The 19,128-nt window shown below is 37.9% G+C and carries 16 protein-coding genes; 1 reads left to right on the top strand and 15 read right to left on the bottom strand.

The genetic code is table 11. From position 1 onward, the window contains the following. Positions 1-3 precede the first annotated feature (3 nt). The 14 genes from RYO55_RS07865 to RYO55_RS07800 form a co-directional block, all read right to left on the bottom strand. Complete coding sequence (locus tag RYO55_RS07865; RefSeq protein ID WP_314984940.1) at positions 4-1,044, bottom strand: glycosyltransferase family 9 protein; 1,041 nt, start codon at positions 1,042-1,044, stop codon at positions 4-6. Then, positions 1,044-2,063, bottom strand: coding sequence for a glycosyltransferase family 9 protein (locus RYO55_RS07860; protein ID WP_302942887.1), 1,020 nt, complete (start codon positions 2,061-2,063; stop codon positions 1,044-1,046). The genes RYO55_RS07865 and RYO55_RS07860 overlap by 1 nt, the downstream gene beginning before the upstream one ends. A 39-nt stretch (positions 2,064-2,102) precedes the next feature. Next, a complete protein-coding gene (locus RYO55_RS07855; RefSeq protein ID WP_295815138.1) occupies positions 2,103-2,597 on the bottom strand; it encodes an HAD family hydrolase in 495 nt (164 codons plus the stop codon). Further along, positions 2,597-3,562: an ADP-glyceromanno-heptose 6-epimerase gene (rfaD, locus tag RYO55_RS07850; RefSeq protein ID WP_314984937.1), complete on the bottom strand. Its 966-nt coding sequence runs from the start codon at positions 3,560-3,562 to the stop codon at positions 2,597-2,599. The genes RYO55_RS07855 and rfaD overlap by 1 nt, the downstream gene beginning before the upstream one ends. Continuing rightward, the gene (rfaE1, locus tag RYO55_RS07845) at positions 3,559-5,037 is read right to left on the bottom strand and encodes a D-glycero-beta-D-manno-heptose-7-phosphate kinase (protein ID WP_314984936.1); all 1,479 of its coding nucleotides are present in this window, start codon (positions 5,035-5,037) and stop codon (positions 3,559-3,561) included. The genes rfaD and rfaE1 overlap by 4 nt, the downstream gene beginning before the upstream one ends. 94 nt (positions 5,038-5,131) lie before the next feature. Further along, positions 5,132-5,701, bottom strand: coding sequence for a D-sedoheptulose 7-phosphate isomerase (gene gmhA, locus RYO55_RS07840; RefSeq protein WP_314984935.1), 570 nt, complete (start codon positions 5,699-5,701; stop codon positions 5,132-5,134). Then, complete coding sequence (locus RYO55_RS07835; RefSeq protein ID WP_314984934.1) at positions 5,701-6,627, bottom strand: membrane dipeptidase; 927 nt, start codon at positions 6,625-6,627, stop codon at positions 5,701-5,703. Before RYO55_RS07835 ends, gmhA begins: the two co-directional genes overlap by 1 nt. 60 nt (positions 6,628-6,687) lie before the next feature. Then, positions 6,688-7,179: a transcriptional regulator NrdR gene (nrdR, locus tag RYO55_RS07830; protein WP_004692976.1), complete on the bottom strand. Its 492-nt coding sequence runs from the start codon at positions 7,177-7,179 to the stop codon at positions 6,688-6,690. A gap of 199 nt (positions 7,180-7,378) precedes the next feature. Further along, complete coding sequence (locus RYO55_RS07825; RefSeq protein WP_302498481.1) at positions 7,379-10,825, bottom strand: pyruvate carboxylase; 3,447 nt, start codon at positions 10,823-10,825, stop codon at positions 7,379-7,381. A 281-nt stretch (positions 10,826-11,106) separates the two neighbouring features. Beyond that, positions 11,107-12,456, bottom strand: a complete 1,350-nt coding sequence (locus tag RYO55_RS07820) for a M18 family aminopeptidase (RefSeq protein ID WP_314984932.1) — start codon at positions 12,454-12,456, stop codon at positions 11,107-11,109. Positions 12,457-12,690: 234 nt separating this feature from the next. Then, entirely contained in the window at positions 12,691-14,091 is a 1,401-nt protein-coding gene (locus tag RYO55_RS07815; protein ID WP_295815156.1) for an anion permease, read from the bottom strand. Positions 14,092-14,232: 141 nt separating this feature from the next. After that, positions 14,233-15,066 carry an Mrp/NBP35 family ATP-binding protein gene (locus tag RYO55_RS07810; protein WP_009350926.1) on the bottom strand — a complete coding sequence of 278 codons (834 nt, stop codon included), beginning with the start codon at positions 15,064-15,066 and terminating at the stop codon, positions 14,233-14,235. A 120-nt stretch (positions 15,067-15,186) separates the two neighbouring features. Then, positions 15,187-16,380: a PLP-dependent aminotransferase family protein gene (locus RYO55_RS07805; RefSeq protein ID WP_295815158.1), complete on the bottom strand. Its 1,194-nt coding sequence runs from the start codon at positions 16,378-16,380 to the stop codon at positions 15,187-15,189. 143 nt (positions 16,381-16,523) lie between these two features. Then, positions 16,524-17,261 (bottom strand): TVP38/TMEM64 family protein, encoded by a 738-nt coding sequence (locus RYO55_RS07800; RefSeq protein WP_295815160.1) that lies wholly within the window; start codon positions 17,259-17,261, stop codon positions 16,524-16,526. A 276-nt stretch (positions 17,262-17,537) separates the two neighbouring features. Between RYO55_RS07800 and RYO55_RS07795 the strand changes: the two genes are divergently transcribed. After that, a complete protein-coding gene (locus RYO55_RS07795; RefSeq protein ID WP_314984929.1) occupies positions 17,538-17,930 on the top strand; it encodes a thioesterase family protein in 393 nt (130 codons plus the stop codon). A 160-nt stretch (positions 17,931-18,090) separates the two neighbouring features. Here the strand turns inward: RYO55_RS07795 and RYO55_RS07790 are convergent, their stop codons facing one another. Next, positions 18,091-19,113, bottom strand: coding sequence for a branched-chain amino acid aminotransferase (locus RYO55_RS07790; protein ID WP_314984943.1), 1,023 nt, complete (start codon positions 19,111-19,113; stop codon positions 18,091-18,093). Positions 19,114-19,128 lie beyond the last annotated feature (15 nt).

Genomic DNA, 19,128 nt, shown 5'->3' with positions numbered 1-19,128 from the left:
TGTTTATTTCGATTCTAAAAGCAACGTTTCCGCAGCTTTAATAACCTGTTCTTCAGAAATTATAGATAATCCTTTATAATTTCCTTCTTTAATAATTTTCTTCATGCTTTTACCAATCTCATAAGAATCCATCGTTTCAAGAACGATAGCATGAGCTTGATAAGGTCCATAAAAGAATGGATTTGATGGCCCATACAGTGCCACAATTGGCACACCTTGACTGATGCCTACATGCATCGGTCCAGAGTCATTAGTAATTAACAGATTACAACGGCTCATAGCAGCTGCCAAAGGCCCTAACTGGAATTTTCCCGTAGCCACAATAGGCTTTGTTTCCATTTGTTCCACTACGGGCTGCACCATTTCAAGATCCATAGATCCGCCAAAGAAAATCGTCTTATAACCTAAACGACCAAAGTAATCTGCTACATGAGCAAAACGTTCAGCAGTCCAGCGTTTCTCAGGAACGGCGCTACCGATATTAAAACCAATGAGTATATCAGTATCAGTTAATCCATGTGTACCGTAAAACTCTTGAGCCTGACTACGCCATTCTTCACAGGTTTCAATATGTAAACCAGAGTTAGAAATATCTGTTACACCTAATTGCTCTAGTACATTAATGTACATATCCGCGGCATGACGAGTTTTACGATCTAACCGCGTATATTTTGTCATGAATGGTCTAAATAAAAAATGGCTCATACCAGTTGTGATAGGTGCATGAATCTTCCATGCTAAATATGAAGTACGCTCATTAGGATGTAAATTAATGACAATATCAGGTTTTCCCTTAGCATTAATTTCACGAGCAACTTCATTGAGACCTGAGATACTATTATGGCGACCTTTTTTATCTACAACAATAAGTTCATCAATATTTGGATTATATTGCATTACTTGTTGTAATTTTTCATCTATTACATATGTAATATGACTATGAGGAGCCGCTTTGCGAAGCACTTCTAAAAATGGAGTCGTTAATATAACATCTCCTAAATGCATTAAAAAGGTTACCACAATGCGCTTATAATCTAATTCCATTATAGTTCCTTTCCAAGTACTTGTTCATACACTGACCATACTGCGTCTACAGGAATTTGTGCCATACAGTTTGGATCATCTACCAGTGGTTGCTCAGGTGTAGCCTTAGATGTAGGTGAAATAATGAGATGTACATGACTGCCACCATAAGGACCTGTACGCTTAGGAGATGTTGTGCCAAACATGGCAATCAAAGGACGCTTCAAGGCATTTGCAATATGCAATGGTCCCGTATCAGCACTAATAAAAATTTGACAATGACGAATCAACTCAATGAGTTCAGGCATTGTTGTAGATCCCACTAAATTAATGAGATTATCATTCTTTACGTAGTTCTCAATAAAAGTACCCTTATCTGCGTCATCAGGGGCACCGGCGACAACAACCTTTTTACCAGATTCGCATAGACGAATACAAAGTTCTCCAAAATTAAGAAGTGGCCACTCTTTAACAATCCAACGAGCACCAGGTACAACTACAACATATTCGTCATCTACACCATAAGATCTCAACTTATATTTTACGGATTTCTCGGCATCAACATAAGCAGGCATGGGAAATTCAATTTCCTCCACCTCACCACCAAGGGCGCGTACGGTATCTAGATAGCGTTCAATAACATGGTCGTATTTATGCTCACCTACTAAGGCTTTATTAACTAGATTGCTTCCTTCGCGAAGCTCCCAGTAGCCATACTTTTCAGGAGAACCAGATAATAAAGATACAATAGCGCTTTTAGCAATACATTGAAGGTCCAAGGTCATATCAAAATGACGACTATGCAAATCTTTGCGCAATTGATATAAATAAGCAGGCTTTTTGAGTCGTTTTTTATCAATAATAATCACATCATCGACCCAAGGTGTACCAGGCAAGAGGCTAGCAAACTGCTCGTGAATGGCCCATGTAATACGAGCATTAGGCCAATTCTTGCGCATAGCGTACAAGGTAGGCAATGCGTGAATTACATCGCCTAAGGAACTCATCTTGATGATGAGTATATTCTTGTAATCTTTCATATAGCCTCCACACCCAAATACAACAACTCAATACACACACTAAATTATTGTTTTAATAAAATCTAATAAATTTGTACCTGTAAATAGGTAACCTTTAACCCCAGCGGCTTCAGCGGCATCAACATCACGCTGACTGTCACCTATAAGGAAACTCTCTGCAGGATTTACATCATAATCCTTAATGGCTTGATTAATCATACCAGGTTTAGGTTTTCTACATTCACAATCTACCGCGTATAATGGAACAGATCCTTCTTTATGATGAGGGCAGTAATAGAAATGTAAAATCGGTGCCCCACTGCGGTCTAATTCATGAGCCATATGGTCATGTAAAATTTGAACATCAGACTCTTTATAGTAACCGCGAGCCACACCACTCTGATTTGTCACTACAATGAGATCATATCCCTTGCTATACGCATAGGCAAGCGCCTCTTTTGCACCGTCTACCCACTCTAAATCGCTGACTTTATATAGATAGTTAACATCTTTATTAATAACGCCATCGCGATCTAAAAATAATACCTTGCGCATTAGCGTAAATACCCTTCGTTATTATCTAATAGTTCACAGTATTCTTTAACGGCATCTTCCATTTTATGGAACCCTTTATCATAGCCAGCTGCTAACAATTTAGTAGTATCAGCCTCTGTAAAGCTTTGGTATTTGCCTTTTAACACCTCTGGGAATGGCACATATTCAATTTTGCCTTGACCATTGTAGTCAATTACAGCTTGCATGAATTGGTTAAAGCTATGAGCATTACCTGTACCACAGTTGAAAGTACCAGAGATTTCAGGGTGCTCCCAAAAATAAAAGTTTACATTAACTACGTCTTTTACATAGATAAAGTCACGTGTTTGACCACCATCTTCGTAGCCATCCGTACCTTCAAAGAGGTTAATGATACCTGTTTCTTTATTTTTGTAGAACATTTGGCGTACTAAAGAAGCCATTTTATCTTTATGAGCTTCATTTGGACCATATACGTTAAAGTAACGCAAACCTACAACTTGTGCAGTATATTCACCTTCATATTTGCGTACATAACGGTCGAATAACAGCTTAGAATACGCATATGGATTAAGTGCTTCTTCAGCTTCAGGCTTTTCTACGAAACCATTTGTACCATTACCATATGTAGATGCAGAGGATGCATAAATGAATGGAATACGGCGGTCTTGGCAATAATGGAATAGATTTTTAGAACCTTCATAGTTGTTCTTCATCATATATTTGCCATTATATTCCATCGTATCTGCACAAGCACCCTCGTGGAATACGACTTCAATCGGGCCTACATCGAATGTACCATCAGCAATAGCACAATCAAAATCATCACAATCGATGTAATCAAGAAATTCTAGATTTTGAATATTGCGAATCTTACGACCATCTGTAAGATCATCTACGATGAGAATATCTGTACGACCACGGTCATTCAGTGCTTTCACAATATTACTGCCAATAAAACCAGCACCACCTGTTATGATAATCATAATTTGCCCTCCTTAGCCATAGTAGCTATTTTCCCTACAATATCTGATGTAGAATAGCCTTCTTTAAACGAAAGAACCTCTACATTGTCAACGGACTCCCGTCCAATAATATCTTCAATTTTGTAATCTCCGCCCTTAACAAGAGTATTGGGACGTAAGTACGCTAGTAATTCAGCCGGCGTATTTTCTTCGAATAACACAACCCCATCGATACATCGCAGCGCACTCAACAAGGCGGCTCTATCCTCTTCACTTACAATTGGTCGCGTTTCCCCTTTTAAGCGTTGAACAGATGAATCAGAGTTTAATCCAATGATTAAATGATCCCCCAGTTGTGCAGCCTCTTGTAAATACGTGATATGTCCACGGTGAAGAATATCAAAACAACCATTTGTGAACACTACTGTCTCACCTTTGCTTTGCCATTGTGAAACGAGTTCTTTCATTTCTTCCTTTGTATATAATGGTTTAGATTGAATACTATGTTTATAGGAATGCCATAAGTCTAATAGCTCAGAACGATGTATTGGATACGTACCAACCTTAGATACTACGATACCCGCTGCACCATTGGCGATATGCAAGGCTAAACGCATCGATAAACCACTTGCAAGACAGGTCATCATCATGGATACAACGGTATCTCCTGCACCACTCACATCGAATACCTCTTGTTGAGTAGCAGGATTATGCCATGTACGGCCATCCTTTGCAATAACCGTAATTCCTTTTGCAGAGCGCGTAGCTACAATATAATCTAAATCTACAGTAGTGAGTACAGACTTAGCAGCCTCTACGATGATAGCATCATCATTTTCTAATTTACGGCCTACACATTCACCGAGTTCTTTCACATTCGGTGTAATACATGTAGCACCATTATATTTAGACCAGTCTGCACCCTTAGGATCTACGATAGTTTGCACACCATATTCCTTAGCCAAACTAAAAATTGTCTTCAACAAGGTAGGTGTACAAACGCCTTTACCATAGTCAGATACGACAATACCATCGATACCAACTTTACATAGATTTTCGAGCCAACTAGCTAGTTGTTGCTCTTCTTGGTACGTCAGATCTGTAATCGTTTCAAAATCAAGACGCATCATCTGTTGACGATCACCTAAGATGCGCATCTTAGTAATAGTAGAGCGGTCATCACTAGTGATTAAACCAGTCGTATCGATTTTATCAGTATCAAGTAAATGTTGTAATAAACGGCCATGGTCATCATTACCTGCTAATGCACCAAGATACACCTTACAGTCTAAATTAGACAGATTAGATGCAACATTACCAGCTCCACCAAGGACCTCTTTCATCTTGGACACGCGGTTTACAGGAACCGGTGCTTCTGGAGAAATACGACTTACATCACCAAAAACATAACGATCTACCATTACATCGCCTACAACGGCAATCTTCAAGTTTGGTAGTTGTTTTGTTAAAAATTGATTAATGGTAGTATTTATCATAATCCACCTATTCCTTACCCAAATATACATGTCTTCTTATTTATAATAAACCTTTGTTTGAAATAGCATGTACCTATATCTAATAGCCTAGTGGTTAGTAATCTTCTTCAATGATTTCACACATAATGTGGCCAGCTAAGATATGCATTTCTTGAATACGAGCCGTCACATTGCTAGGGATAGCCAATGTAATGTCACATAATTCGGCTAATTTGCCGCCACCTTCCCCTGTGAAAGCAATGGTATGCATACCGATAGAGCGAGCCATTTCAGCGGCTTTCACCACATTCTTAGAGTTGCCAGAAGTGGAGATACCAATGAGAACGTCACCTGTACGCCCCAACCCTTCTACTTGTCGAGAAAAAACAGTATCAAAATCATAATCATTGGCAATAGCTGTTAAAGCAGATGTATCTGTCGTTAATGCAACAGCCGCAAAAGAGCGGCGTTCTTTTTTGAAACGACCGATTAATTCCGCCGCTAAATGTTGAGAGTCTGCAGCAGAACCACCATTACCACAGAATAAAATTTTATTACCATTATCAATAGCCGTCTTACAGCGATACCCGATTTCTTGAATGGTATCCATATGTTCCATCGTCTTACCAAACACTTCGAGATGCTCAGTAAAACGATCAGCAATGATTGGATTTAAATCAGTCATTATAAAATCTCCTTTAGTAGTCTATCTGCATTTTTCCAGAACAACTTTTCACACTGTTCCACAGATAAGCCTGCCTCTCTAAATGCATCATAAAGACGACTTATTTGAGACATATCTGCAATCTCTGTATCTGGTGGAATGCCATCAAAATCAGTTCCCAACGCCACTACCTCTTCACCGCCCTTGTCGATGAGATATAGCCCGTGCTTTACAATATCTTCAATGCGACTAATTGGCGATGTGCCGAGAAAATTCTGTGCAAAATTAAGTCCTATAATACCGCCCTTATTAGCGATAAGTCTAATAAGATTATCCGGCAAATTTCGAGTATGAGCCCTAACTTCCCGTGCATTTGAATGGGATGCTATAAAAGGAACATCTAAAATATCTCCTAGTTGCTCTGTACCAGCATCATTGAGATGTGAGCAGTCAACGATCATCCCTAAATCTTGCATAGCCTCAACGAATTCAACACCTTTAGATGTTAATTGTTTATGCTGCTCACCACAATGTGGCTCGCCAAGACCATTCGGATAATTCCACGTTAATGTTATAAGTCTAACCCCATCTTGGTAAGCTTGGTTAAGTTTATTCAAATCGCCACCTAGTACGCCACCTTCTTCAATAGACATGAGCGCCCCAATCTTACCAGACTCATATACAGACTCTACATCTTGATAAGAGAGCACATGCTGTATGTGCTCTCCATAGTGATGAAGTTGTGATGTACACAAATTACGCATCTCTTCATAGCGACCATAAGGGTCATTCGTCTCACCAATATTGATAAAAAGTGCAAAATCTTGTACCTTACTGTGAGCCTTTTGTAATTTTTCTATATCGATTTTCCAAGTATTACGATATAAATCACCACTATTAGGATGATCTAGTAATTGCATTATCGTATCGCAATGTAAATCTATCATAAAGCCTCACACATCGCTAATTTCAAAACCATGTATAACCAATCAGTAATACAAAATCCATTATTCTTCTACGACAGGTTTGCGTTTCGGCTTTTTAGCATCTAACTTTTTCAGAGCCTTTAACTCTTCCATAAAGCTATCAATATTATCAAACTTACGATATACACTGGCAAAACGAACATATGCAACTTGATCTATGTCTTTCAGTTGTTGTAACACGAGCTCACCAATGCGATCAGTTGTAACCTCTTGGTTAATTTCATTCCGAATATCGCGCTCTACATCATTAACTACTTGCTCCATCACTGACATAGGAACTGTACGTTTGTCACAAGAGCGCAATAAACCATTCAATAATTTACCTCGATCAAATAATTCACGTCGTCCATTTTTCTTCAATACCATAAGAGGTACTTCTTCTATAATTTCATAGGTAGTAAAGCGACGGCCACAATTGATACATTCACGGCGACGGCGAATACTATTACCTTCATCAGTCGTTCTAGAGTCTGTTACCTTCGTGTCTGTGTGTTGGCAATAAGGACATCTCATCTGGTTACTACTCCTTTTCTACTAATCAATCTGAAATAGCGCATAATACGCCCATTTTCTCTACTTTATATAGTACCATGAAACCCTTGAAAATACAAAGAATCCCTAGGATTTCCTAGGGATTCTTCCATTATTCTTCAACTTTTCATTTTATGAAATACTTTAGAAATAATATTTTTAATTCTAAGCGCTTTTCAGCTTATCGTTTCAAAGCATCTTCAATGCGAAGCAAGCAGTCACCTGATTCGATTCGGCTACCTTCACGTACAAGAATCTCTTCTACGATACCATCGATAGGAGCTGTAATTGTTGTTTCCATTTTCATCGCTTCTGTAACGATTAATGGTTCGCCTTTAGTTACTGATTGGCCATTCTTAACGAGGATCTTAACAACGGAGCCAGACAATGTAGCACCAATTTCACCAGGGTTAGATTCATCCGCTTTGCGACGAACAACACCAGTTGTTTTAGCATGTTTATCATGAACCTTAATACTACGAGGTTGACCATTAAACTCGAACAATACGATACGGTTACCATCTTCATCAGGATCAGAAACACCATTCATTTTAATAATCAGTGTTTTACCTTTCTCGATAGTTACCTGAATTTCTTCGCCCCGTTTCATACCGAAGAAGAATGTCGGCGTATCTAATACAGATACATCGCCAAAGTCTTTAACAAATTTGTTGTAATCTTGGTAAACCTTAGGATACAAGCAGTATGCACTAATATCTTCATCAGTTGTTTGAGCACCCATTTCGCTTAATTCATGACGAATATGTTCAAAATCTGTTGGAGGTAACACCGCACCAGGACGAACTGTGATTGGGCGAGCACCTTTCAAGATGATTTTTTGTAACTCTTCAGGGAAACCTTGGTATGGAGTGCCAAGACGACCTTCAAAGAATTCAACTACGGATTGAGGAAAGTCTAATACATCCCCTTTTTCGTAGATATCCTTTTCAGTCAAATTGTTTTGTACCATGTACAATGTCATATCGCCTACAACTTTAGAAGATGGAGTTACTTTAATGATATCACCAAACATCATATTTACTTGGTGATACATTTTCTTAATGTCAGTCCAACGATCACCAAGTCCTACCATCTTAGCTTGTTGTTGCAAGTTGGAATATTGCCCCCCCGGCATTTCATGTTGATATACTTCAGTATTAGGATATGCTTCTGCTTTATCAACACCTTTGTAGTATGGTCGAATGCTACCAAAGTAATGAGACATTTCTTCCATGTAATCGATGTTCATTTCTGGTTGACGTTCATGACCAGACAATGCATAGTACATGGAGTTCATGCTAGGTTGAGAAGTACCATTAGCAAATGCGGAGTATGCTAAGTCGATTACGTCAACACCAGCGTCTACAGCGCGGCCATATGTATAAATAGAGTTGCCAGAGCCTTCATGAGTATGTAAATGAATTGGCACAGTAACAGCATCTTTCAAAGCAGATACCAAATTATAAGAAGCTTGTGGTTTTAAAAGGCCGGCCATATCTTTAATGGCAATAATATTGGCACCAGCTTTTTCAAGCTCTTTTGCCATATTTACATAATAGTCCAAGTTGTATTTTGTACGAGCCCCATCAAGGATATCGCCAGTGTAGCACAATGCAACTTCAGCTATTTTATTTTGTGCACGCACTTCATCGATAGCAACATGCATATTATCAAGGCTATTCAAGCTATCAAATACGCGGAAAACATCAATACCATTAGCAGCAGCCCGTTGAATAAATTGACGAACTACGTTGTCTGGATAAGATGTGTAACCTACAGCATTAGCACCGCGAAGAAGCATTTGAAGCAATGTATTCGGTACTTCGCGACGGAACATGCGCAAACGTTCCCACGGATCTTCATGTAGGAATCGATAAGATACGTCGAATGTAGCCCCGCCCCAACATTCTAAGGAGAATAAGTTAGGTACACCTTTTGCAGCATGACCTGCTACGCGAGCCATATCAATGGTACGAAGACGTGTAGCAAACAAAGATTGGTGAGCGTCACGCCATGTGGTATCAGTAAAGAATACTTGTTTTTGTTCAGATAACCATTTACTGAATTTATCTGGTCCAAGTTCATCAAATTTTTGTTTTGTACCAGATGCTGGACTTACATCCAAAGTAGATGGCATTTGAATCGGTTCAAAGTCAGGAACCTCTTGAGCCCCTGCACCAGAATAACCATTAATTGTAACATCAGCAATGTAACGTAACAATTTGGTACCACGGTCACGATCTGGTTTTAATTCGAATAACTCAGGATGTTCTTCAATGAAGTTTACATTATAAGAACCACTTTGGAATTCAGGATGTTCCAATACATTAATCAAGAAGTGAATATTTGTTTTTACACCACGAATACGGAACTCTTTTAAGCAACGAAGCATTTTACGAATAGTTTCTTCGTTATTAGGGCCAAATGCTGTCGCTTTCACAAGCAAAGAGTCATAGTAAGGTGTTACAACGGCACCAGTAAATGCATTACCAGAGTCAAGACGGATACCAAAACCACCGGAACTACGGTATGCCAAGATTTTACCGGTATCAGGCATAAAGTTGTTTTTAGGGTCTTCTGTGGTTATACGACATTGGATAGCAGTACCTTTACAAGGGACTTTATCTTGTTCAGGAATACCTATTTCAGGACTATGTAAGCTAAAGCCTTCAGCGATTCTAATTTGAGCATGAACAATATCAATATCTGTAATCATTTCTGTTACAGTATGCTCTACTTGAATACGTGGATTAACTTCGATGAAGTAGAAGCTACCGTCAGCAGTTACCAAAAATTCTACAGTACCTGCATTCACATAGCCAACATTTTTCATTATTTTAACGGCAGCATCACATACAGCTTTACGAGTTTCTAAGGACAACGCAAAAGCTGGCGCCATTTCAACTACTTTTTGGTGACGACGTTGAACAGAGCAATCACGTTCATGTAAATGAACAACATTACCATGTTCATCACCTAAGATTTGAACTTCAATATGTTTAGGTTCTACGATAAGTTTTTCTACATATACATCATCATCGCCAAATGCAGCTTTCGCTTCAGATTTAGCGCGATCATATGCATCTCGAAGGTCTTCTTTATGATGAACTTCACGCATACCACGACCGCCGCCGCCATTAACGGCTTTAATCATCAATGGGAACCCATGTGTATCAGCAAATTCTTCTAGTTGAGCATAATCTTTTAAAGCCCCATCAGAACCTGGGATCATTGGAATTTTTGCTAATTTAGCTTGCTCACGAGCATTTACTTTATCACCAAACATATTCAAATGCTTGATTTTAGGCCCGATAAAGATAATACCTTCTTCTTCACAACGACGAGCAAAGCCTTCATTTTCAGATAAGAAACCATAACCTGGATGGATAGCATCGATGTCATGTTCTTTTGCAATACGGATGATATCTTCTATATCGAGATATGCATCAACTGGTTTTTTACCTTCGCCTACGAGATAGGCTTCGTCAGCTTGGTTACGGTGCAAGGATAATGTATCCTCTTTAGAATAAATGGCTACAGTTTTAATACCCATTTCATTACATGCACGGAACACGCGGATCGCAATTTCTCCACGGTTGGCAACCAATACGGATTTAATTTTTCTCATGTATTGCCTCCTACTAGCTTCCACAAATATGAACTATCAGCTTTCATTTTTATTAATATATGAATATTTCCTATACTTACAGATAAATCAATATTACGGAAGACCTCATCAAAATTTATGATGAGTTTTTATATTCATAATAATATATACTTATTATACAATATTTTCATTATATTTAAAGGATTATACCAATTATGAAAGTATAAAATATATTTTTTACTGTTCATTACAAAAAATCATATGTCTTTTAATAATGTACATCGAATTAATTCTTTTTTATATCATTTATCACCTAAAAAGTGATTCATTAATCGATTTAATTGCTCTTGATCAGCTGCCCCCATCAATTCTCTTGCAGAATGCATGGCTAAAAGTGGCAAGCCTACATCAACAGTACGCATCGGTAACATAGCTGATGAAATCGAACCTACAGTAGATCCACCTGGAGTATCTGAACGATTTACATAAATCTGATACTGTGCATCCGCTTCTTCACAAAGACCTTTAACGATAGCAATGGCCTTAGCATCTCCGGCGTAAGATTGGCTACATGCAATCTTGAGGGATAACCCTTTATTAAGTACAGGAATATTCGTAATATCATTTTTCTCTGGATAGTTTGGATGTAATCCGTGAGCCACATCGGAGGAAATCATAAAACCTTTAGAAATAAAACTGTCCATCTCTTGATTAGAATATCCTAATGCGTCATAGACGCGTTTAATGAGATTTGGTAATATCATACCCGCCCCACCTTGTTTTGTACGACTGCCCACCTCTTCATTATCAAAGAAAATAGCGCAGCGAACACCATTGGCATTCATTTTACGTGCCTGAATAATACCAGATAGTACACCAAAGCAAGATGTTAAATTATCTAAACGAGGTGAGCTAATAAAATCACCTTCCGTACCGAGCACACAACCTAGTTCCGTAGGATATAAAGTCATTTCGTAAGATAATATTTCAGAAGGATCACAATCTACTTCATCAGCTAAAAACTTCGTCCACTCATCGTATTGAGTGTCTGATTCTGGAAATAAACTAGGATTATTTCTATTATTTAAAGGCTTTGTAATATTATCTTCATTACTTCGTTCCATCATCAATATAGGAAGCATTTCTTTTTGACGATTTAGTTTAATCCCATCATTAACAGAGCGATTCATATGAATTGCTAAATTTGGAACAATAGCGATAGGCCGTTTTGTATCGACTAGAACAGAATCTACGTCAAAGGCATTTTTCCCTTTTAACACAACCGTACCTGCTGCACCTAATGGACGGTCAAGCCATGTATTTTCGATAAGACCACCATACATTTCCACATTTAATTTTGTATATCCTTTGACAGAGGTTATAGGGTTTGGTTTAACACGAATAGCAGGAAAATCTGTATGAGCCGACGCAATACGTAATGTGTGCTCTGGTTTCTTACCTATATGAAAGGCAAATAAGGTGGTACCAAACACATTAACTACATAAGATCCAGAATCTAATTGCCACTCATCATCTAAGGTAAGCTCAGTAAAGCCTGAATCCAAAAGCATCTGCAAACTAGTATCTACCGTATGATAGGGTGATGTACAAGCACCAATATATTTTAGTAACTGTTCATTATCAAACTTCATAGATCCCTCCTATGTACAAATCATATAAAATTTGTACATTTAGCTTGAATAATTTATTATTTATATTATTTTACAATATTTACATTAATTATCTATTAACTACTCATATTTTATCATAAAAAAGCCGCCCCTAACGGGACGGCTTTCACCATACATTGTAATTTACATTTAACTTTTATCTAAGAGATCCTAAAGTTAAATACATTACACATATAAAATTTATAGTACCTAGTCTTACCACATACCGATCAACTTCATCCATACAGAGCCAAGACCCATGAAGATGATTAAGTTGATTACAGATGTAAAGAAACCGAGTTTCCACCATGTATTTTGAGGAACATAACCAGTATTAAAGATTACTGGAGATGGACCTGCTGCATAGTGAGTCAAAGACATACACAAGTTAGATGTGAATGCAATCATCAATAATGTCAACATTGGTGGTGCACCTGCAGAGATAGCTATAGCAGAGAATGCTACGAACATTGCAGAAATATGTGCTGTCAAAGATGCAAATACATAATGTGCATATGTGTTAACAAGAACTGCTACAACAAAAGCAATTACCCAAGAACCTTCTGGGATATAGCCACCAACTTGAACTGTAGCCCATTTAATAAAGCCTAATTTAGAAAGGAACCCGGCAAAGCCCATCAAAGTCCCCATCCAAACCAATGTATCCCAAGCACCTTTTTCACTCTTAACATCATCCCAAATAAGAACACCTGTAGCAAGCAAAATGGAAATACCCAAAAATGCAACTGTTGTCGCATCAAGTTTTGTGAATTGTGAAGTGGCCCATAATACTAAGGCTAAAATAAATACGCCAAGCATAACCCATTCTTGGAAGCTCATTTTACCAAGACCTTTTAACTCTTCACGAATCATTTGTTGCGCTTCGCGAGCGTCTTTAATTTCAGGTGGATATACTTTGTAAATGAAGTACGGCATAATAATCAATGCAATGATACCAGGAACAATTGCTGCCATAGCCCAATCCCCCCAAGTAATGCCAATGCCAAAGGATTGAAGTGCTAAAGCCGCCACCAAGGTATTACCAGCCATGGATGTTTGGAACATAGCAGATGTAATTGTATTAACTTGATAAATAGATTGCATCAAAAAGGACCCAATTTTGCGAGGACCATTTTGTGGTTCAGAACCAAAAGCTTTTGCCAAGCTTGTAGTAATTGGCATGATAACGCCACCAACACGAGCTGTGTTAGAAGGTGTTGCTGGAGCCAAAATCAAATCAGATAAAGCTAATGCATATGCCAAACGTAATGAACTGCTACCAAAAGCAGAAATCAAGTTATACGCAATACGTTTCCCCAAACCAGTTTTAATAAAGCCACGAGAGAATAAAAAAGCGCCTACAATTAGCCAGATAGCAGAGTTAGCGAAACCAGAGATGCCTTCGCTAATTTTCAACGTACCTGTTAAAGCAGCCACAGTAATAACAACGATAGATACACCACCAATCGGTAATGGCTGAGTAATAAAGCCTACGATTGTAGCAACAAAAATGGCGAATAAATGCCATGATTGAGGAGTTAACCCCTCTGGAGTTGGAATAAACCAAAGGCCTAACCCGAAGGCCGCTGGAATAATCCAGTTTAATAGTTTTTTCATACACATACCTCCTACATAGGAAAAAACTCAAAAAATATATTTATATCTTCTTATCATAAATATAATATATTTCAAGATAAAAAGATGTGAGAAAAAGCTGTGCATCACAAAGTATGCACAGCTTTCATTATCATATAAATCCTATTCAGGTAGAGATACGTTCTCTAAGTTTGTTTTTTCGATAGACTCAATATCACCTTGGTCGCAAAGGTTTGCAATAGTTGGATCAATTGGTAAACGGTTTAACAATAAAAGACCGTACTTTTGAAGGATTTCTTCAATGTGGCTTTCACCAAAGATTTGGTAATCCTTACCGTTATCTGGGCAATGAAAGTAAGAGTAGTTTTCCACTACACCAATAATAGGCACTTGCATTAAATCAGCCATTTTTACTGCTTTTTCAACAATCATGGATACCAAGTCTTGAGGAGATGTAACGATGATGATACCATCCAATTTCAAAGATTGGTATACAGTAATCGCTACGTCACCTGTTCCTGGTGGCATATCAACGAATAAATAGTCGATGTCTTTCCAAATAACATCTGTATAGAATTGCTTTACAACATTGCCTAGAATAGGACCTCGCCATAAAACAGGATCAGTATCATTTTCCAAAAGAAGGTTAACAGACATAACGTCAATACCACCTTTGGATTTTACGGGATACATACCGATTTCGTCGGCATACGCTTTTTCCTTGATACCGAACATCTTAGGAATGGAAGGACCTGTAATATCCGCATCGAGGATACCTACTTTGTAACCTTTACGCGCCATTGTAATGGCCATCAAGCTAGTAACGGAGGATTTACCTACGCCGCCTTTACCAGATACTACGCCGATTACATGTTTAACAGAACTAAGCTCGTGTAATTGAGCTGTAAGATCTTGAGGTTGTTGAGGCGCGCCACCACCGCAACCAGAAGATTGAGATGGGCATCCGCCACAATCACTGCTGCTACCGCAACCCATAGTAAACACCTACTTTCTTTGAGGCTATACCTCACATCTATATTAAAAACTTTTTTATATGGTAAACACAATGTATCTACGCTTACATTGTATCACGTTATATCAAAAATTATCAATATATTACTCGCCACAGAATTCTTTAGTTAAAGAACCAAGAATTTCCATGCCCTTCGTGATTTCATCTACAGTTGGCACAGTATAGCTCAAGCGAAATGCATGACCTTCCCCTGCTCCATCTGCTGCAAAGGCACCACATTTAATAATTCCTACATTGCGATCCATACAAGTTTCAAAAAATACATCACAATCTACATCCTCAGGCATTGTCATCCATGCAAACATACCACCTGTAGGTTTCGTTAATTTAACTTTAGAGCTCGCATACTTTTCAAAAGCGTTAAGTAATGCATCACACTTTGTTTTATATACTTTACGCACATTATCCAAATGTGCATCATAATCGATAGTATCAAGGACCTTAGCTACAACTTTTTGAGTAACCAACGGCATTTGCCCTGCCGTATTATTTTTCAATGCTTGGATAGCCTCAATTACCTTAGCTGGACCAAATAAAAAGCCTACACGCAAGCCGGCAGATAATGTCTTAGAATAAGAACCTGCATAAAGAACGCGGTCTTCGGTATCAAAAGATTTAAATGTTGGGATATATTCGCCAGCAAAACGAATTTCACCATATGGGTCATCTTCATAGATAAATAAATCATATTTAGATGCTATAGCGTAAATCTCCTTACGGCGTTCTAAAGGCATAGTAATGCCTGTTGGATTCTGAAAGTTAGGAATTAGATAAATATATTTACCTTTACCAGATTGAGCCGCTTTTTCTAACTCACTTGGAATCATACCGTGCTCATCAGTTTTAACACCTAATGCTTTACCACCCATATTACGTACAGAATTGATAGCACTAGTGAAAGTAAATTCATCCATATAAACTTCATCGCCTGGTTCTAATACGGTAATCGGTACAAGACCTAGTAATTGACCCGCTCCATTAGAAATAATGAGACCTTGTCCGTTAGGATTCATCTTATGTGTATATACAAGACGTTCCAACGTAAGTTCAGCAAGATGCGCATCACCTTGCATAGGACCATATTGTAAAAGACTCATAGGGTTAGAGTGAACCACTTCATCAAAAGCCCTTTCGATGACCTCTACAGGAATTGCTTCTGGAGCAGGATTACCAATACCAAAGCTGATAAAACCTTCCACACCTACACCACGTTCAAATACTTCACGAATAAAATTAGGCCCTTTTAAGGTTACACGTTCAGGAAGAGAAAAGCTCATACTATCGCCTCTTTCATATATTTATACCAAAATCATACAAATTGAGTGTAAATAAAAACATTAATTACAAGAACTGATTATTAATTTATCTGAAGTCAATATATAAACAATCATTTTGTATATTAAAAAGTTTAATTTTTAGATTACGCATTAGGATCGTGCTCTTGCTCAGCATTTCTCTTATTTATATAGTGTTTGTACACTTGCCACAAAACAAAGTACACTACACCAGCCACAAGTACAATAATTCCTAATCGCCCCATATTTTCCTGAAAATTTACAATATCTGTGCCGATAGCCACTTCTAAAGCTGTTGATGGGAATTTACCAATCAAGTTTGCCAATATATAATCTCTAGGTTTGATTTTACTAATGGCCCCTAAGGCTGTAATAACGCCAGACGGGAAGTACGGTAAGGATCGTGCAAATAACATGACCACAAAACCGTTTTTACCCGAAAAATCATCTACTTTCATTAACACGGTACTCTTAGCAATCAACTTGTCCGCTGTATCACGTAAGAAGTAACGCATAATATAAAAGCTAATAACTACCCCAATTGTTTCTGCTAGCCAAGAAATAATGATGCCTGGCCACAAACCGAATACCAAACCATTTGCAGTTGAAATAAAAATGGATGGCAAGAATCCTACAGCATTAACGAAAATATCGAGGACCATACTCACAACCATAGCCATGGGACCAAAGCTTTGAATATACTCCGCTACCTCCTCCATAGAGCCACTCGTTGCCAAGTGCCACATGGTCGGATAAAACGTAGGATCTACTATATTTATGACAATTAATAAAACAATGAAACCAATGCCTGCTATTAACTGTACCCAACCTTCACCAGAAGGTTTTAAATTTCTTTTACTCATATATACCTCGTATTAAAAAGACTAGCTTAATTATATCACGTATTCTATAGAGAGGTTATAACTAGTTCTATTTCTTTCCCCTAATTTAACTAGCTATATGTTACTAAATGACAATAATGAAATAAAATATATCGTTTGTTTAGATGCTACCAATTAAAAATAAATATTTTTAATTGGTAGCATCTTCAAAATATATATATTTTAATAGCATAATAATTATCTATAGATGTATAATACTACTATAACAAGAATTTCCTTAAAGAAAGAAGGTATAATATGGTATCAGCAGGTCAAACAGCTACAGCAACAGTTTTAGTAACTGAATCTAATATTGCAAAAACAATGAAGTCTGGTTCTTTAGAGGTCTTTGCTACACCAGCGATGTGTGCACTCATGGAGGAAGCTGCACAAGCTGCAGTACAGCCATATTTAGAGGACGGTAAAGGCACGGTAGGTATCTCCCTCTCCATCACTCACGAAGCCCCTACGCCTTTAGGCGCAACAGTAACAGCAAAAGCTACTGTAAGCGCTGTAGAAGGTCGCAAAATCACATTCGATATCGAAGCCTCTGATGGCATTGGTCTTATCGGTCGCGGTACACATGAACGATTTGTAATTAATAACGAAAAATTTATGGCTAAGGTGCATAGTAGAGCAAAATCTAACTAATAGTCTACTATTTTACTAATAGGTTTATTGCTAATATCTTATTTACTTTATTAAAATAATAAAATACAAAACAAAAATGGCATCTATCAAATGATAGATGCCGTTTCTATTTACATATTAGTTTCTATTTACATATTAAATTATATAATCTACTAAAGGATTAGCAAATTTTAACTACCCAGCCTTCAGGAGCTTCGATTTCACCATGTTGAATGCCAAGTAATGTGTCATATAATTTTTTAGTGATAGGACCCATATCATCCATGCCAGCAGGTACATTAATGGTACCTTCTGGAGTATCGATTTGGCCTACTGGAGAAATAACAGCCGCTGTACCACAAAGACCAATTTCAGCAAAGTCTTTTAATTCATCTTTATGAACTGGACGATGTTCTACTTCCATGCCAAGATAATGTTCCGCTACGTACATCAAAGAACGACGTGTAATGGATGGCAATATACTATCAGATTTAGGTGTAACTAATTTACCATCTTTAGTAATGAAGATGAAGTTAGCACCACCAGTTTCTTCTACATGTGTCCGAGTAGCCGCATCAAGATACATATTTTCTGCATAGCCTTTGTTATGAGCATCAGTGATAGCATACAAACTCATAGCATAGTTCAAACCAGCTTTAATATGCCCTGTACCATGAGGAGCTGCACGATCAAAATCAGTGATACGAATTTTGATTGGTTTAGCACCATCTTTGAAGTAAGGGCCTACTGGTGTTGTAAACACACGGAATTGATATTCATCAGCAGGTTTTACACCGATAACGGAGTTTGTACCCATCATGTAAGGGCGAATATAAAGGCTTGCACCATGACCATATGGAGGAACAAAGTCTTTATTTGCTTTTACGACTTCTTTTACAGCTTCGAGGAAACGACCTTCAGGTAATGTAGGCATTACAAGGCGTTCACAGGATTGATTCAAACGTTCTGCATTCAAATCTGGACGGAAGCATACGATGTGACCATCTTTTGTGTAGTATGCTTTCAACCCTTCAAAGACAGTTTGAGCGTATTGGAATACTCCAGCACATTCATTAAGGACAACGTTAGCATCAGTAATTAAACCACCTTCGTCCCATTTACCATCTTTATATGTAGTCAAATAACGGTATTCGGTTTCTACATAACCAAAACCGAGATTATCCCAATCGATATTCTTGCTCATAACAATAACCTCCAT

It is taken from the genome of uncultured Veillonella sp., assembly GCF_963551295.1.
In the GTDB taxonomy this organism is placed as follows: Bacteria; Bacillota; Negativicutes; order Veillonellales; family Veillonellaceae; genus Veillonella.
The sequence above is the reverse complement of the archived record's forward strand: the minus strand, read 5'-3'. Positions and strand labels throughout refer to the sequence as shown.